The organism is Streptomyces sp. NPDC028308 (assembly GCF_055565855.1).
The window spans coordinates 79,870-98,110 of the sequence record NZ_JBVHTO010000010.1 but is presented as its reverse complement, the minus strand read 5'-3'; the positions used below and the strand labels follow the sequence as shown (position 1 = coordinate 98,110).

Annotated in this window: 14 protein-coding genes, 1 tRNA gene and 1 riboswitch; of the genes, 12 read left to right on the top strand and 3 right to left on the bottom strand. The window is 70.8% G+C overall.

The genetic code is table 11. The annotated features are described in order from the left end of the window. Positions 1 to 230 precede the first annotated feature (230 nt). The 9 genes from ACZ4VA_RS23520 (at position 231) to ACZ4VA_RS23480 (ending at position 11,493) form a co-directional block, all read left to right on the top strand. Positions 231 to 1,589, top strand: a complete 1,359-nt coding sequence (locus ACZ4VA_RS23520) for a cytochrome P450 family protein (RefSeq protein ID WP_356239547.1) — start codon at positions 231 to 233, stop codon at positions 1,587 to 1,589. A gap of 274 nt (positions 1,590 to 1,863) precedes the next feature. Beyond that, entirely contained in the window at positions 1,864 to 2,844 is a 981-nt protein-coding gene (locus ACZ4VA_RS23515) for a LysM peptidoglycan-binding domain-containing protein (RefSeq protein ID WP_389390774.1), read from the top strand. Positions 2,845 to 3,061: 217 nt separating this feature from the next. Further along, a riboswitch (cyclic di-AMP (ydaO/yuaA leader) is annotated at positions 3,062 to 3,232 on the top strand. 4 nt (positions 3,233 to 3,236) lie between these two features. Continuing rightward, positions 3,237 to 3,926, top strand: a complete 690-nt coding sequence (locus ACZ4VA_RS23510; RefSeq protein ID WP_356164041.1) for a transglycosylase family protein — start codon at positions 3,237 to 3,239, stop codon at positions 3,924 to 3,926. A gap of 365 nt (positions 3,927 to 4,291) precedes the next feature. Beyond that, complete coding sequence (gene eno, locus ACZ4VA_RS23505; protein WP_355793912.1) at positions 4,292 to 5,578, top strand: phosphopyruvate hydratase; 1,287 nt, start codon at positions 4,292 to 4,294, stop codon at positions 5,576 to 5,578. Positions 5,579 to 5,675: 97 nt separating this feature from the next. After that, positions 5,676 to 6,152 (top strand): FtsB family cell division protein, encoded by a 477-nt coding sequence (locus ACZ4VA_RS23500; RefSeq protein ID WP_355793911.1) that lies wholly within the window; start codon positions 5,676 to 5,678, stop codon positions 6,150 to 6,152. A 26-nt stretch (positions 6,153 to 6,178) separates the two neighbouring features. Further along, positions 6,179 to 6,718 carry a DUF501 domain-containing protein gene (locus ACZ4VA_RS23495; RefSeq protein ID WP_356164044.1) on the top strand — a complete coding sequence of 180 codons (540 nt, stop codon included), beginning with the start codon at positions 6,179 to 6,181 and terminating at the stop codon, positions 6,716 to 6,718. Positions 6,719 to 7,131: 413 nt separating this feature from the next. Beyond that, the gene (locus tag ACZ4VA_RS23490; protein WP_468082462.1) at positions 7,132 to 8,073 is read left to right on the top strand and encodes a Ppx/GppA phosphatase family protein; all 942 of its coding nucleotides are present in this window, start codon (positions 7,132 to 7,134) and stop codon (positions 8,071 to 8,073) included. A 469-nt stretch (positions 8,074 to 8,542) separates the two neighbouring features. Continuing rightward, complete coding sequence (locus ACZ4VA_RS23485) at positions 8,543 to 9,949, top strand: NAD(P)/FAD-dependent oxidoreductase (RefSeq protein WP_356164048.1); 1,407 nt, start codon at positions 8,543 to 8,545, stop codon at positions 9,947 to 9,949. Between the two features lie 248 nt (positions 9,950 to 10,197). Next, positions 10,198 to 11,493, top strand: a complete 1,296-nt coding sequence (locus ACZ4VA_RS23480) for a class I SAM-dependent methyltransferase (protein WP_356164050.1) — start codon at positions 10,198 to 10,200, stop codon at positions 11,491 to 11,493. Positions 11,494 to 11,555: 62 nt separating this feature from the next. Here ACZ4VA_RS23480 and ACZ4VA_RS23475 read toward each other — a convergent pair whose 3' ends face one another. Further along, positions 11,556 to 14,084, bottom strand: a complete 2,529-nt coding sequence (locus tag ACZ4VA_RS23475; protein ID WP_452920825.1) for an ABC transporter permease — start codon at positions 14,082 to 14,084, stop codon at positions 11,556 to 11,558. Between the two features lie 113 nt (positions 14,085 to 14,197). Next, complete coding sequence (locus ACZ4VA_RS23470; RefSeq protein WP_468082461.1) at positions 14,198 to 14,968, bottom strand: ABC transporter ATP-binding protein; 771 nt, start codon at positions 14,966 to 14,968, stop codon at positions 14,198 to 14,200. A gap of 392 nt (positions 14,969 to 15,360) precedes the next feature. On the opposite strand from ACZ4VA_RS23470, the gene ACZ4VA_RS23465 reads away from it, so the two are divergent. From ACZ4VA_RS23465 to ACZ4VA_RS23455, 3 genes are all read left to right on the top strand, one after another. Further along, a tRNA-Leu gene (locus ACZ4VA_RS23465) sits at positions 15,361 to 15,443 on the top strand. Positions 15,444 to 15,641: 198 nt separating this feature from the next. Beyond that, positions 15,642 to 16,817, top strand: a complete 1,176-nt coding sequence (locus tag ACZ4VA_RS23460) for a 4-hydroxybenzoate 3-monooxygenase (protein WP_356239564.1) — start codon at positions 15,642 to 15,644, stop codon at positions 16,815 to 16,817. A gap of 148 nt (positions 16,818 to 16,965) precedes the next feature. Beyond that, positions 16,966 to 17,862 carry a Bax inhibitor-1/YccA family protein gene (locus tag ACZ4VA_RS23455; protein WP_355779586.1) on the top strand — a complete coding sequence of 299 codons (897 nt, stop codon included), beginning with the start codon at positions 16,966 to 16,968 and terminating at the stop codon, positions 17,860 to 17,862. A gap of 108 nt (positions 17,863 to 17,970) precedes the next feature. On the opposite strand, the gene ACZ4VA_RS23450 is transcribed toward ACZ4VA_RS23455, so the two are convergent. Continuing rightward, a complete protein-coding gene (locus tag ACZ4VA_RS23450) occupies positions 17,971 to 18,201 on the bottom strand; it encodes a DUF4287 domain-containing protein (protein ID WP_355779589.1) in 231 nt (76 codons plus the stop codon). Positions 18,202 to 18,241: the final 40 nt, after the last annotated feature.

Sequence of the window (18,241 nt, the reverse complement as noted above, 5' to 3'; positions counted from 1 at the left end):
CCCACGCGGCTCGGCGCTCCCAACGCCCCCAGCCCTCCGCCCGCACGGCTCGGCGCTCCCAACGCCCCCAGCCCTCCGCCCGCACGGCTCGGCGCTCCCAACGCCCTCCGGTCCCGGGCCCCGCATGGCCCGGCGCTCCCAACGCCCCCCCCCAGCCCTCCGCACCGCACGGCGCCCCGCCCCCGAACGCTCCCCGTCCCCCTCCGCGAGGTGCCGGATACCGTCGACGCGTGACCGAAGACCCCGTACAGCCCGCCCACCCGAGCAGCACCCCCGCCGCGAACACCCCCACCACCGACGCCGCCCCCGGCGCCGATGTCCCCGCCGCCCCCGGCGCCGGTGCTCCCGTCCCCGAGCTCTTCAGCTGGGAGTTCGCCACCGATCCGTATCCGGCGTACGCCTGGCTGCGTGAGCACGCTCCCGTGCACCGGACGCGGCTGCCCAGCGGGGTGGAGGCCTGGCTGGTCACCCGGTACGGGGACGCCCGGCAGGCCCTCGCGGACGGACGGCTCAGCAAGAACCCGGCGCACCACGACGAACCCGCGCACGCCAAGGGCAAGACCGGCATCCCGGGCGAGCGCAAGGCCGAGCTGATGACGCATCTGCTGAACATCGACCCGCCGGACCACACCCGTCTGCGCCGTCTGGTCAGCAAGGCGTTCACGCCCCGGCGGGTGGCCGAGTTCGCGCCCCGCGTCCAGGAACTCACCGACCAGCTCATCGACCGGTTCGCCGAGCGGGGCGAGGCCGACCTCATCCACGACTTCGCCTTCCCGCTCCCCATCTACGCCATCTGCGACCTGCTCGGCGTCCCGCGCGAGGACCAGGACGACTTCCGGGACTGGGCCGGGATGATGATCCGGCACGGCGGCGGGCCCCGCGGCGGTGTCGCCCGGTCGGTCAAGAAGATGCGCGGCTACCTCGCCGAGCTGATCCACCGCAAGCGCGAGGCGCTCCCCGACGTGCCGGGACCCGGCGAGGACCTGATCTCCGGGCTGATCCGGGCCTCCGACCACGGCGAGCACCTCACGGAGAACGAGGCGGCGGCGATGGCCTTCATCCTGCTGTTCGCCGGCTTCGAGACGACCGTGAACCTGATCGGCAACGGGACCTACGCGCTGCTCACCCACCCCGAGCAGCGGCGGCGGCTCCAGGACTCGCTCGCCGCCGGGGAGAGCGCGCTGCTGGAGACCGGCGTCGAGGAACTCCTCCGCTTCGACGGGCCCGTGGAGCTCGCCACCTGGCGCTTCGCGACAGAGGCCGTCCGGATCGGCGGCCAGGACATCGCCGCGGGCGACCCCGTCCTCGTCGTCCTCGCGGCCGCCGACCGCGACCCGGAGCGGTTCGAGCAGCCGGACGCGCTGGACCTCTCCCGCCGTGACAACCAGCACCTCGGATACGGGCACGGCATCCACTACTGCCTCGGTGCGCCGCTCGCCCGGCTGGAGGGGCAGACCGCCCTGGCCACGCTGCTGACCCGCCTGCCGGACCTGCGGCTGGCCGCGGACCCGGCGGATCTGCGCTGGCGCGGCGGGCTCATCATGCGCGGACTGCGCACGCTGCCGGTGGAGTTCACGCCGCCCCGGTAGCGGTGGCGGCGGCCCGGCCGGAGGGCACGCGATCCGTTTCGCGGCCGGCACCGACAGGGGCGAAGTGCCACAACCGGGACATGCGGCGGGAGTTCGCACTTCGGCGGCGCGAGCGTGGTGCCCGGTCAAACATGACACACCGTCAAAACTGTGATCTTCACGTGATCTGCGCTGCATCGACTTGTGACAAGCGTTCGAGTGCCGATACGTTCACGCATCAACGCGATGGATCTTCCGTCGCGTCTGTCACCGCTGTCTCCGAAAGGCCCACCGCATGCTCTCCGGGAACGGTCGTCACCGTCGCCCCCGCCAGGCTCCGGCAATCATCGTCGCGGCCGGCGTCACCGGATCGGCAATCGCCATCCCGTTGCTCGGCGCCACCGGCGCGAGCGCAGCCGACGGCACCACGTGGGACCGGGTCGCGGAGTGCGAGAGCGGCGGCTCCTGGAGTGCCGACAACGGCAACGGGTTCTACGGCGGCCTCCAGATGACCCAGGAGAACTGGGACAAGTACGGCGGCCTCGACTACGCGCCGAGCCCCGACGAGGCGAGCCGCTCGCAGCAGATAGCCGTCGCCGAGAAACTGCTCGACGGACAGGGCCTGGCGGCCTGGCCCACCTGCGGCCCGCTCTCCGGCCTCAGCAAGAACTCGGGTTCCGTCGAGGTCGACACGGGGGTCGCCGACGACGCGTCCTCGTCCCCCGACGCCTCCCCGTCCGATTCGTCCGCGAAGGGTAACTCGTCCGGTTCGGGCGGTCTGTCGACCGGCGGCACGAGCGCCAAGCCTTCCCCGTCGGGGTCCGGCAAGGCGGCGAAGTCCGACGCGTCCCCGACGCCGGAGGAGAGCGAGTCGCGGGACTCCGGTACCGCGGACAAGGGCAAGGCAAAGGCTGACGACTCGGACAAGTCGGGTCGTACCGGCGGCTCCTCCACCACTCCGAGCACCCCCGCGAGCGAGGGCACCGGCACCGGCAAGCACCGCGGCGCCAGCGCCGAGCGCACCTCGGACACCGGAGTGGACGCCGGGCGTCAGAAGGACTCCGCGGGGCGCCACGCCGCGCGCGACTCGGGCGCCTCCGACGACACCTCCGAGGGCTCGTACACCGTCCGTCTCGGCGACAGTCTCACGAGCATCGCCGACTCCCTTGCGGTCAACGGCGGATGGAACGAGCTGTACACGGAGAACGAGAAGACGGTCGGCTCCGACCCGGACCTCATCCTCCCCGGTCAGAGCCTTGAGGTCGCGGGAGACTAAGCGGTCGTCAGGCGGCGAATCGGGTACAAAACAGCGGTAGTTCACGTCATGGTTCACACCGCAATGTCCGGTTTGGTGAGAGTGAGAGATGGGTCTCAGAAGCCCTGATCGTCTTTGAAATTCCGGCCGTCGCGTGTCTACGGTCGTGATCGCTCGCCACAGCGGGCCCCGACGGTCGCAACGCCGAATCCTGCCAGCGGCCGCCCGGGAACAGTCGTCGCGTCAAGCGCCGTAGGCAGGAGCGGGGGACCCAAGGTAAGTGCCGGGCCCGGGAGTTGTGAGACACCCGGGAACGGCTTGGGGTGAAGCCGTGCGCCATGTGCGCACGACCGGGCACTCACCCGCCCGAACCCGACAGCTCACCTCGCAGGCGTCGGTGAGGGGATCACTTCATGCTGCGTAACAACAAGGCCAAGCACCGTCGCCCGTCCAAGGCCACCCGTGTCGCCGCGCTCGCCGGTGTCACCGGTGTCGCCATCGCCGCCCCGCTGATGGCGGCCGGCAGCGCCTCCGCCGCCACCACCTCCGAGTGGGACGCCGTCGCCCAGTGCGAGTCCGGCGGCAACTGGTCGATCAACACCGGCAACGGTTACTACGGCGGCCTGCAGTTCTCCGCCTCCACCTGGTCCGCCTACGGCGGCTCGGCCTACGCCTCCACCGCCGACCAGGCCTCCAAGTCCCAGCAGATCGCCGTCGCCGAGAAGGTGCTGGCGGCGCAGGGCAAGGGTGCCTGGCCGACCTGCGGCGTCGGCCTGTCCGGCGCCTCCACCGGCGGCGGCGCCGCGGCCGACACCGGCTCGCAGAGCACGGCCCAGCCGCAGCAGCAGGCGCCCCAGTCCCAGGACCAGCGCGCCTCGCGTTCCTCGGAGCGGGAGACCGCCAAGAAGACCGTCGAGACCCCGACCGGCAAGAAGGTCGAGAAGGGTGACGGCGAGTACAAGGTAGTCAAGGGCGACACCCTGAGCTCCATCGCCGCGGAGAAGCACGTCAAGGGCGGCTGGCAGAAGCTGTTCAAGCTGAACAAGGACATCGTCGACGACGCCGACTTCATCTTCCCCGGTCAGCAGCTCCACCTCAGCTGACACCGGCTGACGCCGGGCGCACGGCCCGGTCACGGCCCTCCCTCATGCGGGGGCTCCGCCATGGAGACCCCGTGAGGGCCGCCCCCGTCCCCACGGGCTCCCCGCTCCGGTGCGTGTTCCCCCGTACGCACCGGAGCGGGGCTTTTTCATGCCCGCGCCGGACGCGCCGCTCCGTCGCGGATGCCTGTACGGGACAGGTTTTTGTTCCGTTCGGAAACAATTTACTCTCGGTTCTGTCCATGGGGTGGTCGACCGGCTGGCCGATCGCCCGGAGCCGGTTAGGCTCATGTCGCGGAGCCGACCGCGGCTCCGTGCAGTCAGCGGGCCAAGGGGCTCCGCGTAACCGCGTCACATCCCAGAAGGAGATGCTCGTGCCGTCCATCGACGTCGTCGTAGCCCGGGAAATCCTCGACTCGCGAGGGAACCCCACCGTCGAGGTCGAGGTCGGCCTCGACGACGGCAGCACGGGTCGTGCCGCCGTTCCGTCCGGCGCCTCCACCGGAGCCTTCGAGGCCATCGAGCTGCGCGACGGTGACCCCAACCGCTACCAGGGCAAGGGCGTCGAGAAGGCCGTCCTCGCGGTCATCGAGCAGATCGGCCCGGAGCTCGTCGGCTACGACGCCACCGAGCAGCGCCTGATCGACCAGGCGATGTTCGACCTGGACGCCACCGACAACAAGGGCTCGCTCGGCGCCAACGCCATCCTCGGCGTCTCCCTCGCCGTCGCGCACGCCGCCTCCGAGGCCAGCGACCTGCCGCTGTTCCGCTACCTCGGCGGCCCGAACGCGCACCTGCTGCCCGTGCCGATGATGAACATCCTGAACGGCGGCTCGCACGCCGACTCGAACGTCGACATCCAGGAGTTCATGATCGCGCCGATCGGCGCGGAGTCCTTCTCCGAGGCGCTGCGCTGGGGCGCCGAGGTCTACCACACCCTCAAGAAGGTGCTGAAGACCAAGGGTCTGTCCACCGGCCTCGGCGACGAGGGCGGCTTCGCCCCGAACCTGGAGTCCAACCGCGCCGCCCTCGACCTCATCGTCGAGGCCATCAAGCAGGCCGGTTACATCCCCGGTGAGCAGATCGCTCTCGCGCTCGACGTCGCCGCGTCCGAGTTCTACAAGGACGGCAGGTACGAGTTCGAGGGCAAGTCCCGCTCGGCCGCCGAGATGACCGAGTACTACGAGGAGCTCGTCTCCGCGTACCCGCTGGTCTCCATCGAGGACCCGCTGTACGAGGACGACTGGGCCGGCTGGAAGGTCATCACCGACAAGCTGGGCGACAAGGTCCAGATCGTCGGCGACGACCTCTTCGTCACCAACCCGGAGCGCCTGGCCCGCGGCATCGAGGAGGGCTCCGCCAACGCCCTGCTCGTCAAGGTCAACCAGATCGGCTCGCTGACCGAGACCCTGGACGCCGTCGAGCTGGCCCAGCGCAACGGCTTCAAGTGCATGATGTCCCACCGCTCCGGCGAGACCGAGGACGTCACCATCGCCGACCTCGCCGTCGCCGTGAACTGCGGTCAGATCAAGACCGGCGCACCGGCCCGCTCGGACCGCGTCGCCAAGTACAACCAGCTCCTGCGCATCGAGGAGATTCTCGACGACGCCGCGGTCTACGCCGGCCGCTCGGCGTTCCCGCGCTTCAAGGGCTGACCCGTAGGAAGCGTCGTACGTACGTCCCCGTACTCGGTCCCGTACCGTGTGCGGGGACGTACGCACGTGACGGGCTTGTGCCGGGGAGGCGGGATTCATGGCCGTGAAGGACCGGGACCGGTTCTCCACCACGACCAGGCTGCGGCTGCTCGGTGAGCAGACGGCGGCCAGGGTCTACCGCTCCCAGACCAGGCGGCAGGCCCACCGCTCCCGTCTGACGGGCCGTGCGGCTCTGCTGGCGCTGGTCCTGTGCTCCCTCGTCGTGGCGCTCGCGTACCCGATAAGGCAGTACGTGTCCCAGCGCGCCGAGGTCGCCGAGCTGGAGCGGCAGCAGGACGAGGCCCGGCAGCGGGTCGAGGAGCTGCGTGACCTCAAGGCCCGCTGGAAGGACGACGCGTACGCCGAGCAGCAGATCCGGCAGCGGCTGCACTACGTGATGCCGGGCGAGACCGGCTACATCGTGATCGACCCGGACGCGGTGAAGAAGTCCCGCACCGACCAGGGGGCGGCTGCCCGTCCCTGGTACGCCAACGTCTGGGACGGCGTGGACAAGTCCGACCGCGCCGCCCGGTAACTGACCAGAAAGACAAGACACACGGCATGGAAACGCCCCCGCCGCCCACCCCGCGCACCGAGCCCACCGACGCGGACGTCGAGGCCTTCAAGCAGCAGCTCGGTCGCCCGCCGCGCGGGCTGCGCGCGATCGCGCACCGCTGTCCCTGCGGGCAGCCCGACGTGGTGGAGACGGCGCCCCGCCTGCCCGACGGCACGCCGTTCCCGACCACGTACTACCTGACGTGCCCGCGGGCCGCCTCCGCGATCGGGACGCTGGAGGCGAACGGCGTCATGAAGGAGATGACGGACCGTCTGGCCACCGATCCCGAGCTGGCGGCGGCCTATCGTGCGGCGCACGAGGACTACATCGCCCGCCGGGACGCCATGGAGGTCCTGGAGGGCTTCCCCAGCGCGGGCGGCATGCCGGACCGGGTGAAGTGCCTGCACGTGCTCGTGGCGCACTCGCTGGCCGCGGGGCCCGGGGTGAACCCGCTCGGGGACGAGGCGATCGCCATGCTGCCGGAGTGGTGGCGCAAGGGAACGTGCGTGGTCCCCGTCGCCGGGGCCGACTCTCCCGAGGGGTGACCGTCCCTGTGGACGCCGTTGCCGGGGGCTGCCGCCCCCGGACCCCCGCATCGGCCTGGACGGCCTCGTCCTCAAACGCCGGACGGGCTGAGAATCTCTCCCTCGCGGCGAGATCCGGGCCGCCCGGGGGAACCCGCTTCTGACCGGACGGACTTGTCCCCACACGCCGGACGGGCTGAGAATCTCTCCCTCGCGGCGAGAAGCCGGTCACCCGGGGGAAGCGGGTTCGGCCTGGACGGCCTCGTCCTCAAACGCCGGACGGGCTGAAATCTCTCCCGCACGGCGAGATCAAAGCGCTCTCTCCCGCACGGCGAGAGCAAGGCGCTCTCTCCCCCGCGGTGAGATCAAAGCCCTCTCTCCTCGTGGTGAGATCCGGGCCCCGGGGGAACCCATGACGACAGGAGACCGAACGCATGACCAGGGTCGCCGCCATCGACTGCGGTACCAACTCGATCCGTCTGCTCGTCGCCGACGCGGACCCGGCGACGGGTGAACTCGTTGACCTGGACCGGCGGATGACCATCGTCCGGCTCGGCCAGGGTGTCGACCGGACGGGGCGCCTCGCCCCCGAGGCGCTGGAGCGGACCTTCGCGGCCTGCCGCGAGTACGCGGCCGTCATCAAGGAGCACGGCGCGGAACACCTGCGCTTCGTGGCGACGTCCGCCTCGCGCGACGCCGAGAACCGCGACGAGTTCGTCCGGGGGGTCCTGGACATCCTCGGGGTGGAGCCGGAGGTCATCACCGGTGACCAGGAGGCCGAGTTCTCCTTCACCGGGGCGACAAAGGAGCTGACCGGGCGCGACGACCTGGCGAAGCCGTACCTGGTGGTGGACATCGGCGGCGGGTCCACGGAGCTGGTCGTCGGCGAGGACCACGTACGCGCCGCCCGTTCCGTGGACATCGGCTGCGTACGGATGACCGAGCGGCACCTCGTGCACGACGGCACCGTCACCGATCCGCCGACGCCCGCTCAGATCGACGCGATCCGGGCGGACATCGAGGCCGCGCTCTACCTGGCCGCGCGGACGGTCCCGCTGGACGAGGCGCGCACCCTGGTGGGCCTGGCCGGTTCGGTCACCACCGTCTCGGCGATCGCGCAGGACCTCCCCGAGTACGACTCGGCGGCGATCCACCACTCCCGGATCTCCCGCGACCGCGTCCGGGAGATCACGGAGCGGCTGCTGTCCTCGACGCACGCCGAGCGCGCGGCGATCCCCTCGGTGCACCCGGGACGGGTCGACGTCATCGGGGCGGGCGCGCTGGTGCTGCTCGCGATCATGGAGCGCGTGGGCGCGGACGAGGTCGTGGTGAGCGAGCACGACATCCTCGACGGCATCGCCTGGTCCGTCGCCTGAGGCGGTGTCCTCGCAGTGCGGTGGGGTCGCCGGTGAGGGAGTCTTTACTACTCGCCGGTAGCCTCTCTTGAGCAGGTCGGATAACGTATGAGCGTGCCGAGAGGGCTCCGGGAACCCCCGCCGTGACGTGCCGTCGGGAAAGTTCGTGAAGTTCTTCACAAGAGAATCGGTCCCGATGGGCGCGGATTCGGCCCGATGGGCCCTTCCGGGGGGCTCACCAGCCCGGTAGGGGTGCTCACGGGAGCGTTTCAGGGGTGTTGCCGGCATGTGAGGCGAGGGGCTGGTCCAGAGGGTCCGAAGGCCCGGAGTGGCAGCTCACGCGGTGTTGACAACGGTCAACGGTGGACAGTGGTTCCCTCGATCCGGCATGACCTGGGTCACGTGAGCCGCGCAGTGTAGCAGAGGCCTCACCCATGCTTGTGAAGGGGCGCACGAGCGACCCCCCAGAGGCGGGTGGATACTCGATGGCATGAGCACCACGGAGCGTCCCAGGATCCTCGTAGTAGGCGGTGGGTACGTAGGCCTGTACGCAGCTCGGCGCATTCTCAAGAAGATGCGCTACGGAGAGGCGACCGTCACGGTCGTCGACCCCCGGTCGTACATGACCTACCAGCCCTTCCTCCCCGAAGCCGCCGCCGGCAGCATCTCCCCTCGGCACGTCGTCGTCCCGCTGCGACGCGTCCTGCCGAAGGCGGAAGTCCTCACCGGCCGGGTCACCACCATCGACCAGGACCGCAAGGTCGCCACGGTCGCGCCCCTCGTCGGCGAGGCGTACGAGCTGCCCTTCGACTACCTCGTCATCGCGATGGGCGCGGTCTCCCGCACCTTCCCGATCCCCGGCCTCGCCGAGCAGGGCATCGGCATGAAGGGCATCGAGGAGGCCATCGGCCTGCGCAACCACGTCCTCGAGCAGCTCGACAAGGCCGACTCCACGACCGACGAGGACGTCCGCCGCAAGGCGTTGACCTTCGTCTTCGTGGGCGGTGGCTTCGCGGGCGCCGAGACCATCGGCGAGGTCGAGGACATGGCCCGTGACGCGGCCAAGTACTACAACAACGTGTCCCGCGAGGACATGCGCTTCATCCTCGTCGACGCCGCGGACAAGATCCTCCCCGAGGTCGGCCCCAAGCTCGGCGCGTACGGCAAGGAGCACCTGGAGAGCCGCGGGGTCGAGGTCTACCTCTCGACCTCGATGGACTCCTGCGTCGACGGTCACGTGGTCCTGAAGAACGGCCTGGAGGTCGACTCCAGCACCATCGTGTGGACGGCCGGCGTCAAGCCGAACCCGGTCCTCTCCCGCTTCGGTCTGCCGCTCGGCCCGCGCGGCCACGTGGACACCCAGCCCACCCTCCAGGTGCAGGGCACGGACTACATCTGGGCCGCGGGCGACAACGCCCAGGTGCCGGACGTCGCGGCCCGCAAGGCCGGCGTGGAGAACGCCTGGTGCCCGCCGAACGCCCAGCACGCGCTGCGTCAGGCGAAGGTCCTCGGCGACAACGTGATCTCCGGTATGCGGGGCTTCCCGCAGAAGACGTACGCGCACTCCAACAAGGGCGCGGTCGCGGGTCTCGGCCTCCACAAGGGCGTCGCGATGATCGTCATGGGCAAGATGAAGATCAAGCTCAAGGGCCGTCTCGCGTGGTACATGCACCGCGGCTACCACGGTCTGGCGATGCCGACCTGGAACCGCAAGATCCGCGTCTTCGCGGACTGGACGCTCGCGATGTTCCTCAAGCGCGAGGTCGTCTCGCTCGGCGCCATCGAGACTCCGCGCGAGGAGTTCTACGAGGCCGCCAAGCCGGCACCCGCCGTCGCGCAGGCCGCGGAGGCCCAGCTTCCGCCGGCGAAGACCGAGGAGAAGGCCAAGGCCTCCTGACCTCCGGTCGCTGAACGTCCCGAAGGGGCCTCCCGCCATCCGTGGTGCGGGAGGCCCCTTCGGCGTTCCCAGGCGCGGTGGGGCGAAAGGCCCCTCGAGCGCCCGCCGTTCGCGCGGCCCCGGCCCCAAAGCATGGTGCGTACATCTGTTTTGCCGATCCGTGACGCGGGTGAGGGACTGCGAGCGGGGACGGTTGGTGTTTACGTGGTGTTGGACGTTCCGGGATCCGTTGTCACGGAGGTGTGGCCATGCCCGACGCCGCGCTGCGGCTGAACAGCCTTTTCGAGCAGTTGCTGGGAGCCCCGCTCCCGGTTCGCATCCGCGCCTGGGACGGTTCGGAGGCGGGGCCGCCCGGCGGGCCCGTCCTCGTGATCAGGAACCGCCGCGCGCTGCGCCGGCTGATCTGGAAACCGGGGGAGCTCGGGCTCGCGCGGGCCTGGGTCGCCGGGGACCTCACGGTGGAGGGAGACCTCTACGCGGTCCTGGAGGTGATGGCCGGACTCGTGTGGGAGCGCGGTGAGGGGGCCAGGGGACTCGGCGGGGCGCTGCGCGACCCCGACGCGCGCGCGGCCGTCCGGGGCCTGCTGCGGATGGGTGGCCCCGCCGGACCGCCCGCGCCGCCTCCCGAGGAGGTCCGCGGGCGCCGCCACCTGCACACCAGACGCACCGACAAGCGCGCCATCAGCCACCACTACGACGTGGGCAACGACTTCTACGAGATCGTCCTCGGCCCGTCCATGGTGTACTCCTGCGCCTACTGGGAGGACGACGGCACCCTGGAGGGCGCCCAGCGCGACAAGCTCGACCTGGTCTGCCGCAAGCTGGACCTGCGGCCGGGCATGCGGCTCCTGGACGTCGGCTGCGGCTGGGGCTCGATGGCCGTCCACGCCGCCCGGGAGTACGGGGTGAGCGTCGTCGGCGTCACGCTGTCGCAGGAGCAGGCCGCTTACGCCCGCAAGCGCGTCGCGGAGGAAGGGCTGACCGACCGGGTCGAGATCCGGGTGCAGGACTACCGGGACGTCACCGACGGCCCGTACGACGCCGTCTCCTCCATCGGCATGGCCGAGCACGTCGGGAGCGAGCGCTACCTGGAGTACGCCCGGGTGCTGCACGCCCTGCTCAAGCCGGGCGGACGGCTGCTGAACCACCAGATCGCCCGCCGCCCGCAGACGGACGAGTCGGCGTACAGCGTCGACCGGTTCATCGACGCCTACGTCTTCCCGGACGGCGAGCTCGCCCCCGTCGGCACCACCGTGACGCAGCTGGAGCGGGCCGGGTTCGAGGTCCGCGACGTCGAGTCCCTGCGCGAGCACTACGCCCTCACCCTGCGCCGGTGGGTCGCCAACCTGGAGGCGCAGTGGGTGCGGGCGGTGCGGCTCACCAGCCCGGGGCGGGCCCGCGTCTGGCGGCTCTACATGGCGGCCAGCGCCCTCGCCTTCGAGCGCAACCGCATCGGCGTCAACCAGGTCCTGGCGGTCCGCACCCCCGAGCCCGGCACCTCCGGCATGCCGCTGCGGGCCCGCACCTGGAAGACCCGGCCGTAGCGGAGGCGGCGTACGGCGGTCGGGCCCCGTCCGGGAACGGACGGGGCCCGACCGCCCTACGGCTACTCGGACTTGATGGCCGTCAGCATGTTCAGCCGGGCCGCCCGGCGCGCCGGCCACAGCGCGGCCAGGACGCCGACCACGGCGGCCAGCAACAGGAACACGCCCATCCGGACCCAGGGCAGCACCAGTTCGTACGTCGCCATCCTGGTGCCCAGCAGTTCACCGGCCGCCCAGCCGAAGAAGACGCCCAGACCGATGCCCAGCACACCGCCGAACAGCGAGATGACCAGCGACTCCAGCCGCACCATCCGCTTGACGCCCTTGCGGTCGAGGCCGATCGCGCGCAGCATCCCGATCTCCTGCGAGCGCTCGAAGACCGACATGGCCAGGGTGTTGACGACCCCGAGGACCGCGACGATCACCGCCATGGCGAGCAGCCCGTAGAGCATGTTCAGCATCAGCGTGAACATCTGCGCGATGTCCTCGGAGATGTCCTTCTTGTCCTGCACCAGGACGGCCGGGTTGTCCCCGAGCGCCGCCTCCAGCCGGTCCTTCGCCGCGCCCGAGGCCCCGCCGGACGTCTTCAGCATGACCTGCATGTCCGTCGGGTCGTCCTGGTGCGCCGCGAGCGTGGCGGTGTCCACCATCACGCCCTGGAAGAGGTCGTTGCCCGTGTAGACCCCGGCGACGGTGAGCCGTTGGCGCGCCCCGTCCTCGTAGGAGACCGTGAAGTGCGAGCCGGCCGTCCAGTGATGGGACTCGGCGGTGCTGTCGTCGACGACGACCCGGGTGCCGCCGACCTCGAAGGTGCCGTCCTCGACGGGGAGGTCGGTGAGGTCCGCGATGGACCGGCCGTCGACTCCGGTCAGGTTCTCGGTCCTGCCGTCGACGCGCGAGAGCGCGTTGCGCAGCGGGCTGGTGGCGGTGACGCCGTCGGTCGCGGCGAGCTTCTTCTCCACGTCCGGCGAGAGGCTGTTGCCGTTCGCCATCGACACCACGTAGTCCGCCCGGATCGCGGAGCCCGCCATCCTGTCGATCGACTTCTGCAGACTGCCCGCCATCACCGTCATGCCGGTGATCAGGGTCAGGCCGATCATCAGCGCCGACGCGGTGGCGGCGGTGCGGCGCGGGTTGCGCAGGGAGTTCTGCCGGGCCAGCTTGCCGGACACCCCGAACACGCGCAGCACGGGCGCCGCCGCGGCGATCAGCGGTCGGGACAGCAGCGGTGTCAGGACGAAGACGCCGATGATCAGCAGGACCGCGCCGAGACCCATCGGGGCCTGGCCGTCGGAGCCGTCCATGGTCGTGGCGTACAGGACCACCGCGACGCCCGCCGCCGAGAAGAGGGCGCCGAGGGTGTTGCGCAGGACGAGGGACTTGGTGGTCGCCTTGGCGTGCACGCTGCTCATCGCGGCGACCGGCGGGATCCTCGCCGCCCGGCGGCCCGGCAGCCACGCGGCGAGCATGGTGATCAGGATGCCGACGGCGAGCGCCGTGAGGACCGTGCCCGGCGTGACGACCAGCGGGCCGTCGGGGACGCTGGCGCCGAGCGTGCCCATCAGGGAGCGCATCCCGGCTCCGATGCCGACGCCCGCGGCGAGCCCGGTGACGGCCGCGACGGCGCCGACCAGGAACGCCTCCAGCAGCACCGAGCGGGTGATCTGCCGGCGGGAGGCGCCGACCGCCCGCAGCAGGGCCAGTTCCTTGGTGCGCTGGGCGACCAGCATGGTGAAGGTGTTGGCGATGATGAACGTGCCGACGAACAGGGCGATGCCGGCGAACACCAGCAGGCCCGTCTTCATCCCGCTCATCTGGGACGAGATCCGGGTGGCCTGGTCGTCGGCGAGCCGCTTGCCGGTGGTGGTGGAGGCGACGTCCTTCGGCACGACCTCGTCGAGCGCGCTGCGCAGCGCGGTCTGGCTGGTGCCGGGTGCGGCCGTCACGTCGATCTCGTCGAAGGTGCCGGGTTCGCCGAAGAGCCGCTGCGCGGTGGCGGTGTCGAACAGGGCGAGGCTGCCACCCGCCGCGACGTTGCCGTCGTCGGTGGTGAAGACGCCGGTGACGGTGGGCTTCAGGACCGGTCCGTCCACGGAGAGCCGCACGGTGTCGCCGACGCGGTACCCGGTGCGGCGCGCGGTCTCGGCGTCGATGGCGACCTCGTCCTCGCCGTGCGGAGCCCGGCCGCTCGCCAGCGGGTACCGCGGGTCCTTCCTGCCCCAGTAGTTGCCGCCCTGCGACTGGAAGCCGTCGCCGACCAGTTCGCCGTCCTTGCCGGCGAGCGCGGTGAAGCCGTTCACGACGCCGACGGCGGTCTCGGCGCCGGGCACCCGGGCCGTCTTCTCCAGCAGCGCCTGGGTGAGCTTCGGCTCCTTGCCGATGCGGTCGCCCTCGCTCTGCCGTCCCTCCGGCCGGACGGCGACGTCGACGTGGCCGAAGCCCTTGGCCGAGCTGTTCTGGTAGGCGTCCGAGATGGTGTTGGTGAAGACCAGGGTGCCGGAGACGAACGCGACGCCGAGCATGACGGCGAGCACGGTCATCAGCAGTCTGGCCTTGTGCGCGAACACGTTGCGCAGGGCGGTACGGAACATGGGTTTTCTCAGTCCAGGGTGAGGAGAAGCTCTGGTCGGCCGCGCGGGCGGATCCGGGCGTCGCGGCGGCGGGCGACGACCGGTGGCGGCGGCGGTGACCCGCGCCGGGCGGGTCAGCTCGTGCGGCCCTTGGCGTCGAACTGCTTCATGCGGTCCAGGACGCCGTCCGCGGAGGGGTGGATCATCTCGTCGACGATCCGCCCGTCGGCGAGGAAGACCACCCGGTCCGCGTACGCGGCGGCCACCGGGTCGTGGGTGACCATGACGACGGTCTGGCCCAGCTCGCGTACGGAGTTGCGCAGGAAGCCCAGCACCTCGGCGCCCGCCCGGGAGTCGAGGTTTCCGGTCGGCTCGTCGCCGAAGATGATGTCCGGCTGGGAGGCCATGGCGCGGGCGACGGCGACGCGCTGCTGCTGGCCGCCGGAGAGCTCGGAGGGCCGGTGGCCGAGGCGGTCGGCGAGACCCACCATCCCGATCACGGTGTCCAGCCACTGCTTGTCCGGCTTGCGGCCCGCGATGTCCATGGGGAGCGTGATGTTCTCCAGGGCGGTCAGGGTCGGTAGCAGGTTGAACGCCTGGAAGATGAAGCCGATCTTGTCGCGGCGCAGCCTGGTGAGCTGCTTGTCCTTGAGCGAGCCGAGCTCGGTCTCGCCGATGCGCACGGAACCGGAGCTGAAGGTGTCCAGCCCGGCCACGCAGTGCATGAGCGTGGACTTGCCGGACCCGGAGGGGCCCATGATCGCCGTGAACTCGGCCTGCCGGAAGTCGACGGTGACCCGGTCGAGCGCGACCACCTGGGTCTCGCCCTGTCCGTAGACCTTGGACAGTTCCGTGGCGCGGGCGGCCACCGCGGTGGCCGGGGCGGCGAGGGGGGTGGTGGTCACGGGAGGGTGCTCCTGACGGGACGACGGTGTTTCGGGGAGACGTCGTCCATCCTCACGGCGGCCCGGCGCCGTGTAGTCAGCCGCTGTCCCGGTGTTCGAGCGCGACTCCGGTCGGACCATGGGCGGCTGTGTCATACCTGGGTATGACGCTCTTCCCTGAGGGGTCATCAGGCGCGCACCGTGCGGACACCGTCACCCGGGCGGTGAAATTCCGTCATTCCGTATACGCGGCCCTGCGCCGCCCGAAAGGCTATTGGCAAGTGCGGATGGCCCGTACCCAGTGCTGATGCACCCTCAGACGCCAATAAAATAAGACAACATCGGGCCGCCCTCCCGTAGTTAGGGGGACGCGTCCCGATAGGCTCGGAACCTCGATGCGGAGCCCATGGCCTGCCCGGATGGTGGAATGCAGACACGGCGAGCTTAAACCTCGCTGCCCCTCGCGGGCGTACCGGTTCAAGTCCGGTTCCGGGCACCTCCGACTTACACGCGGACGAAATCACCCGCTATGGGGCCAAGAGCGTGTTCCGAGACGCCGTAGACCGCACGGCCTCTCCCGGGGCGCTTCCCGCGCCGCTCGTTGACAGCCGACCCGGCACGCCGGAGACTCGGCTGAGCAGCTGGTGAAATAATCTTCACTACGCGAACAGACCGAGCGCAAAGGGGCGTGCCGATGCGGACCACCGTCGGAATCATCGGGGCCGGACCGGCCGGGCTGCTGCTGGCGCGACTGCTGCACGAGGCGGGCGTCGAGTCGGTCGTCCTGGAGAGCCGCGACCGGGCCTACGTCGAACAGCGCCAGCGCGCCGGGATCCTGGAGCAGGGCACGGCCGACGTGCTGCGCGCGGCCGGCGCCGGGGAGCGCATGGACCGCGAGGGACTGCGGCACGACGGCATCGAGCTGCGCTTCGACCGCACCCGGCGCCGCGTCGACCTCCCCGCCCTCACCGGCGGCAGCGCCGTGACGGTGTACGCGCAGACCGAGGTCTGCAAGGACCTCATCGCGCTCCAGCTCAAGGAGGGCGGACCGCTGCTCTTCGGCGCCGAGGCGCTGGCCGTCGAGGACGCGGACGGCGGGCACCCGCGCGTGCGCTTCCGCCACGGGGGACGCGAGGACGTCCTGCACTGCGACTACGTCGTGGGCTGCGACGGCTTCTGGGGCGTCGCCCGCAAGGCGGTCCCCGCCGCGCTCTCCCGCGTCTTCGAGCGGACCTACCCCTACGCCTGGCTCGGCATCCTCGCCGACGTGCCCCCCTCGCACGACGAGCTCGTCTACGCCCGCCACGACCGGGGCTTCGCCCTGCTCAGCATGCGCTCGCCGGCCGTCTCGCGCCTCTACCTCCAGGTACCGGAGGGCACCGACGCCGGGGCCTGGTCCGACGAGGACGTCTGGGACGAGCTGGAGCGGCGTCTGGAGACCGGTGACGACTGGCGGCTCGACCGGGGCCCGGTCACGGCGAAGTCGGTGACCCCGATGCGCAGCTTCGTCCACGAGCCCATGCGGTACGGGCGGCTCTTCCTGGCCGGCGACGCGGCGCACATCGTGCCGCCCACCGGCGCGAAGGGGCTGAACCTCGCGGTCGGCGACGTCGTCACCTTCGCCCGCGCCCTGGTCCACGAGCGGGACACCGGATCGGCGGACCTGCTCGACGCGTACTCCGAGACCTGCCTGCGCCGCGTCTGGCAGGCCGAGCGGTTCTCGTACGACATGACGACCCTGCTGCACCGCGCCCCCGACGCCACCCCCTTCGACGACCGCGTCCAGCTCGCCCGGCTGCGGCGGATCGCCGGGTCCCGGGCCGCCGAGACGGACCTGGCCGAGGCGTACACCGGCTTCCCCCTCGGCTGAGAGGCCCCTCACGTGCCGGGAATCCCCCGGCCGCGTAGCGTGTTGCGCACCACGACGAGGGAAAGATCCTCCCCAAGCAGTAGGTTCTTTCCTTTGCCTACCTATTACTCTTGAGCCAAGGCCCACTCGGTGGCCATGGAGGAGTGAAATGAGGAGCAGCAACCCGGTCTTCTCGCGACGGGGGTTCAGCCGCGACAACGGCTACGCGGGCTTCAACACCGCGCCGCAGGCCGGGGGAGCACCTGTCGGCACGCAGGGCAACCCGTACGCGCAGGGCAACCCGTACGCCCAGCAGGGCGGCAACCCCTACGCGCAGAACCCCTACGCGCAGCAGGACCTTCAGCACGGCGCCCCGCAGGCACCGGTCACCACCGGCCGGATGACGATGGACGACGTCGTCATGCGCTCGGCCATGACGCTCGGCACGGCAGCCGTCGGCGCCATCCTGGCCTGGACGCTGCTGCCGGTCTCCAGCACCAGCTACGGCCTGGCGGTCGGCGCCGCGATCGTCGCCTTCGTCCTGGCGATCGTCCAGTCCTTCAAGCGCAAGGCCTCGCCCGCGCTGATCATCGGCTACGCGGCCTTCGAGGGTGTCTTCCTCGGGGTCATCAGCGAGATGTTCAACAGCCGGTGGTCGGGCGCGCCCTTCCAGGCGGTGCTCGGCACCATGGCCGTCTCCGGCGCCACCCTTCTCATCTACCGGGCGGGCTGGATCCGGGTCACGGCGCGGTACGCGCGCATCGGCATGGCCATCGCCATCGCCTTCGTGCTCGTCCTCGCGGTCAACCTGCTGCTGGTCGCCTTCGGCGTCGCCGAGGACGGCGGACTGCGCAGCATGGGCCCGCTCGGCGCGATCGTCGGCATCATCGCGATCATCCTGGGCGCGTTCTTCCTGACCCTCGACTTCAAGCAGATCGAGGACGGCATCGCGTACGGCGCTCCCCGCGAGGAGGCGTGGCTGGCCGCGTTCGGCCTGACCCTGACCCTCGTGTGGATCTACCTCGAGATGCTGCGGCTGGTCGCCATCTTCAGCAGCAGCGACTAGCGGTACGGCTTCCAGGGTCCAGCCGGTCCGCCGGCGGGACCGAAGGGCCCGCGAACCACGGTTCGCGGGCCCTTCGTCGTCTGCGGTGCCGTTGCCGGTGGTGCGCGCTCAGAGGAGTTTGCGCGCGGCCCTCCTCAGGTCGTACTCGTGGATGATCGCCTTGGCGTGGCCGTACGCGAGATCGTGTTCCGCGCGGAGCCAGCTGACCTTCTCCTCGAAGCGGAAGAGGGCGGGGCCTTCGTCGACGGTGCGAAGCCAGTCGGAGACTTCACGACCGGTGCAGTGCGGGATTCGGGCGAGCAGGTTGCGATGGGTCTCCTCGGAGAAGACTTGGGACATCGGCGCCTCCGGACGCAATGGGATGTAAGCCGGTCCTTCA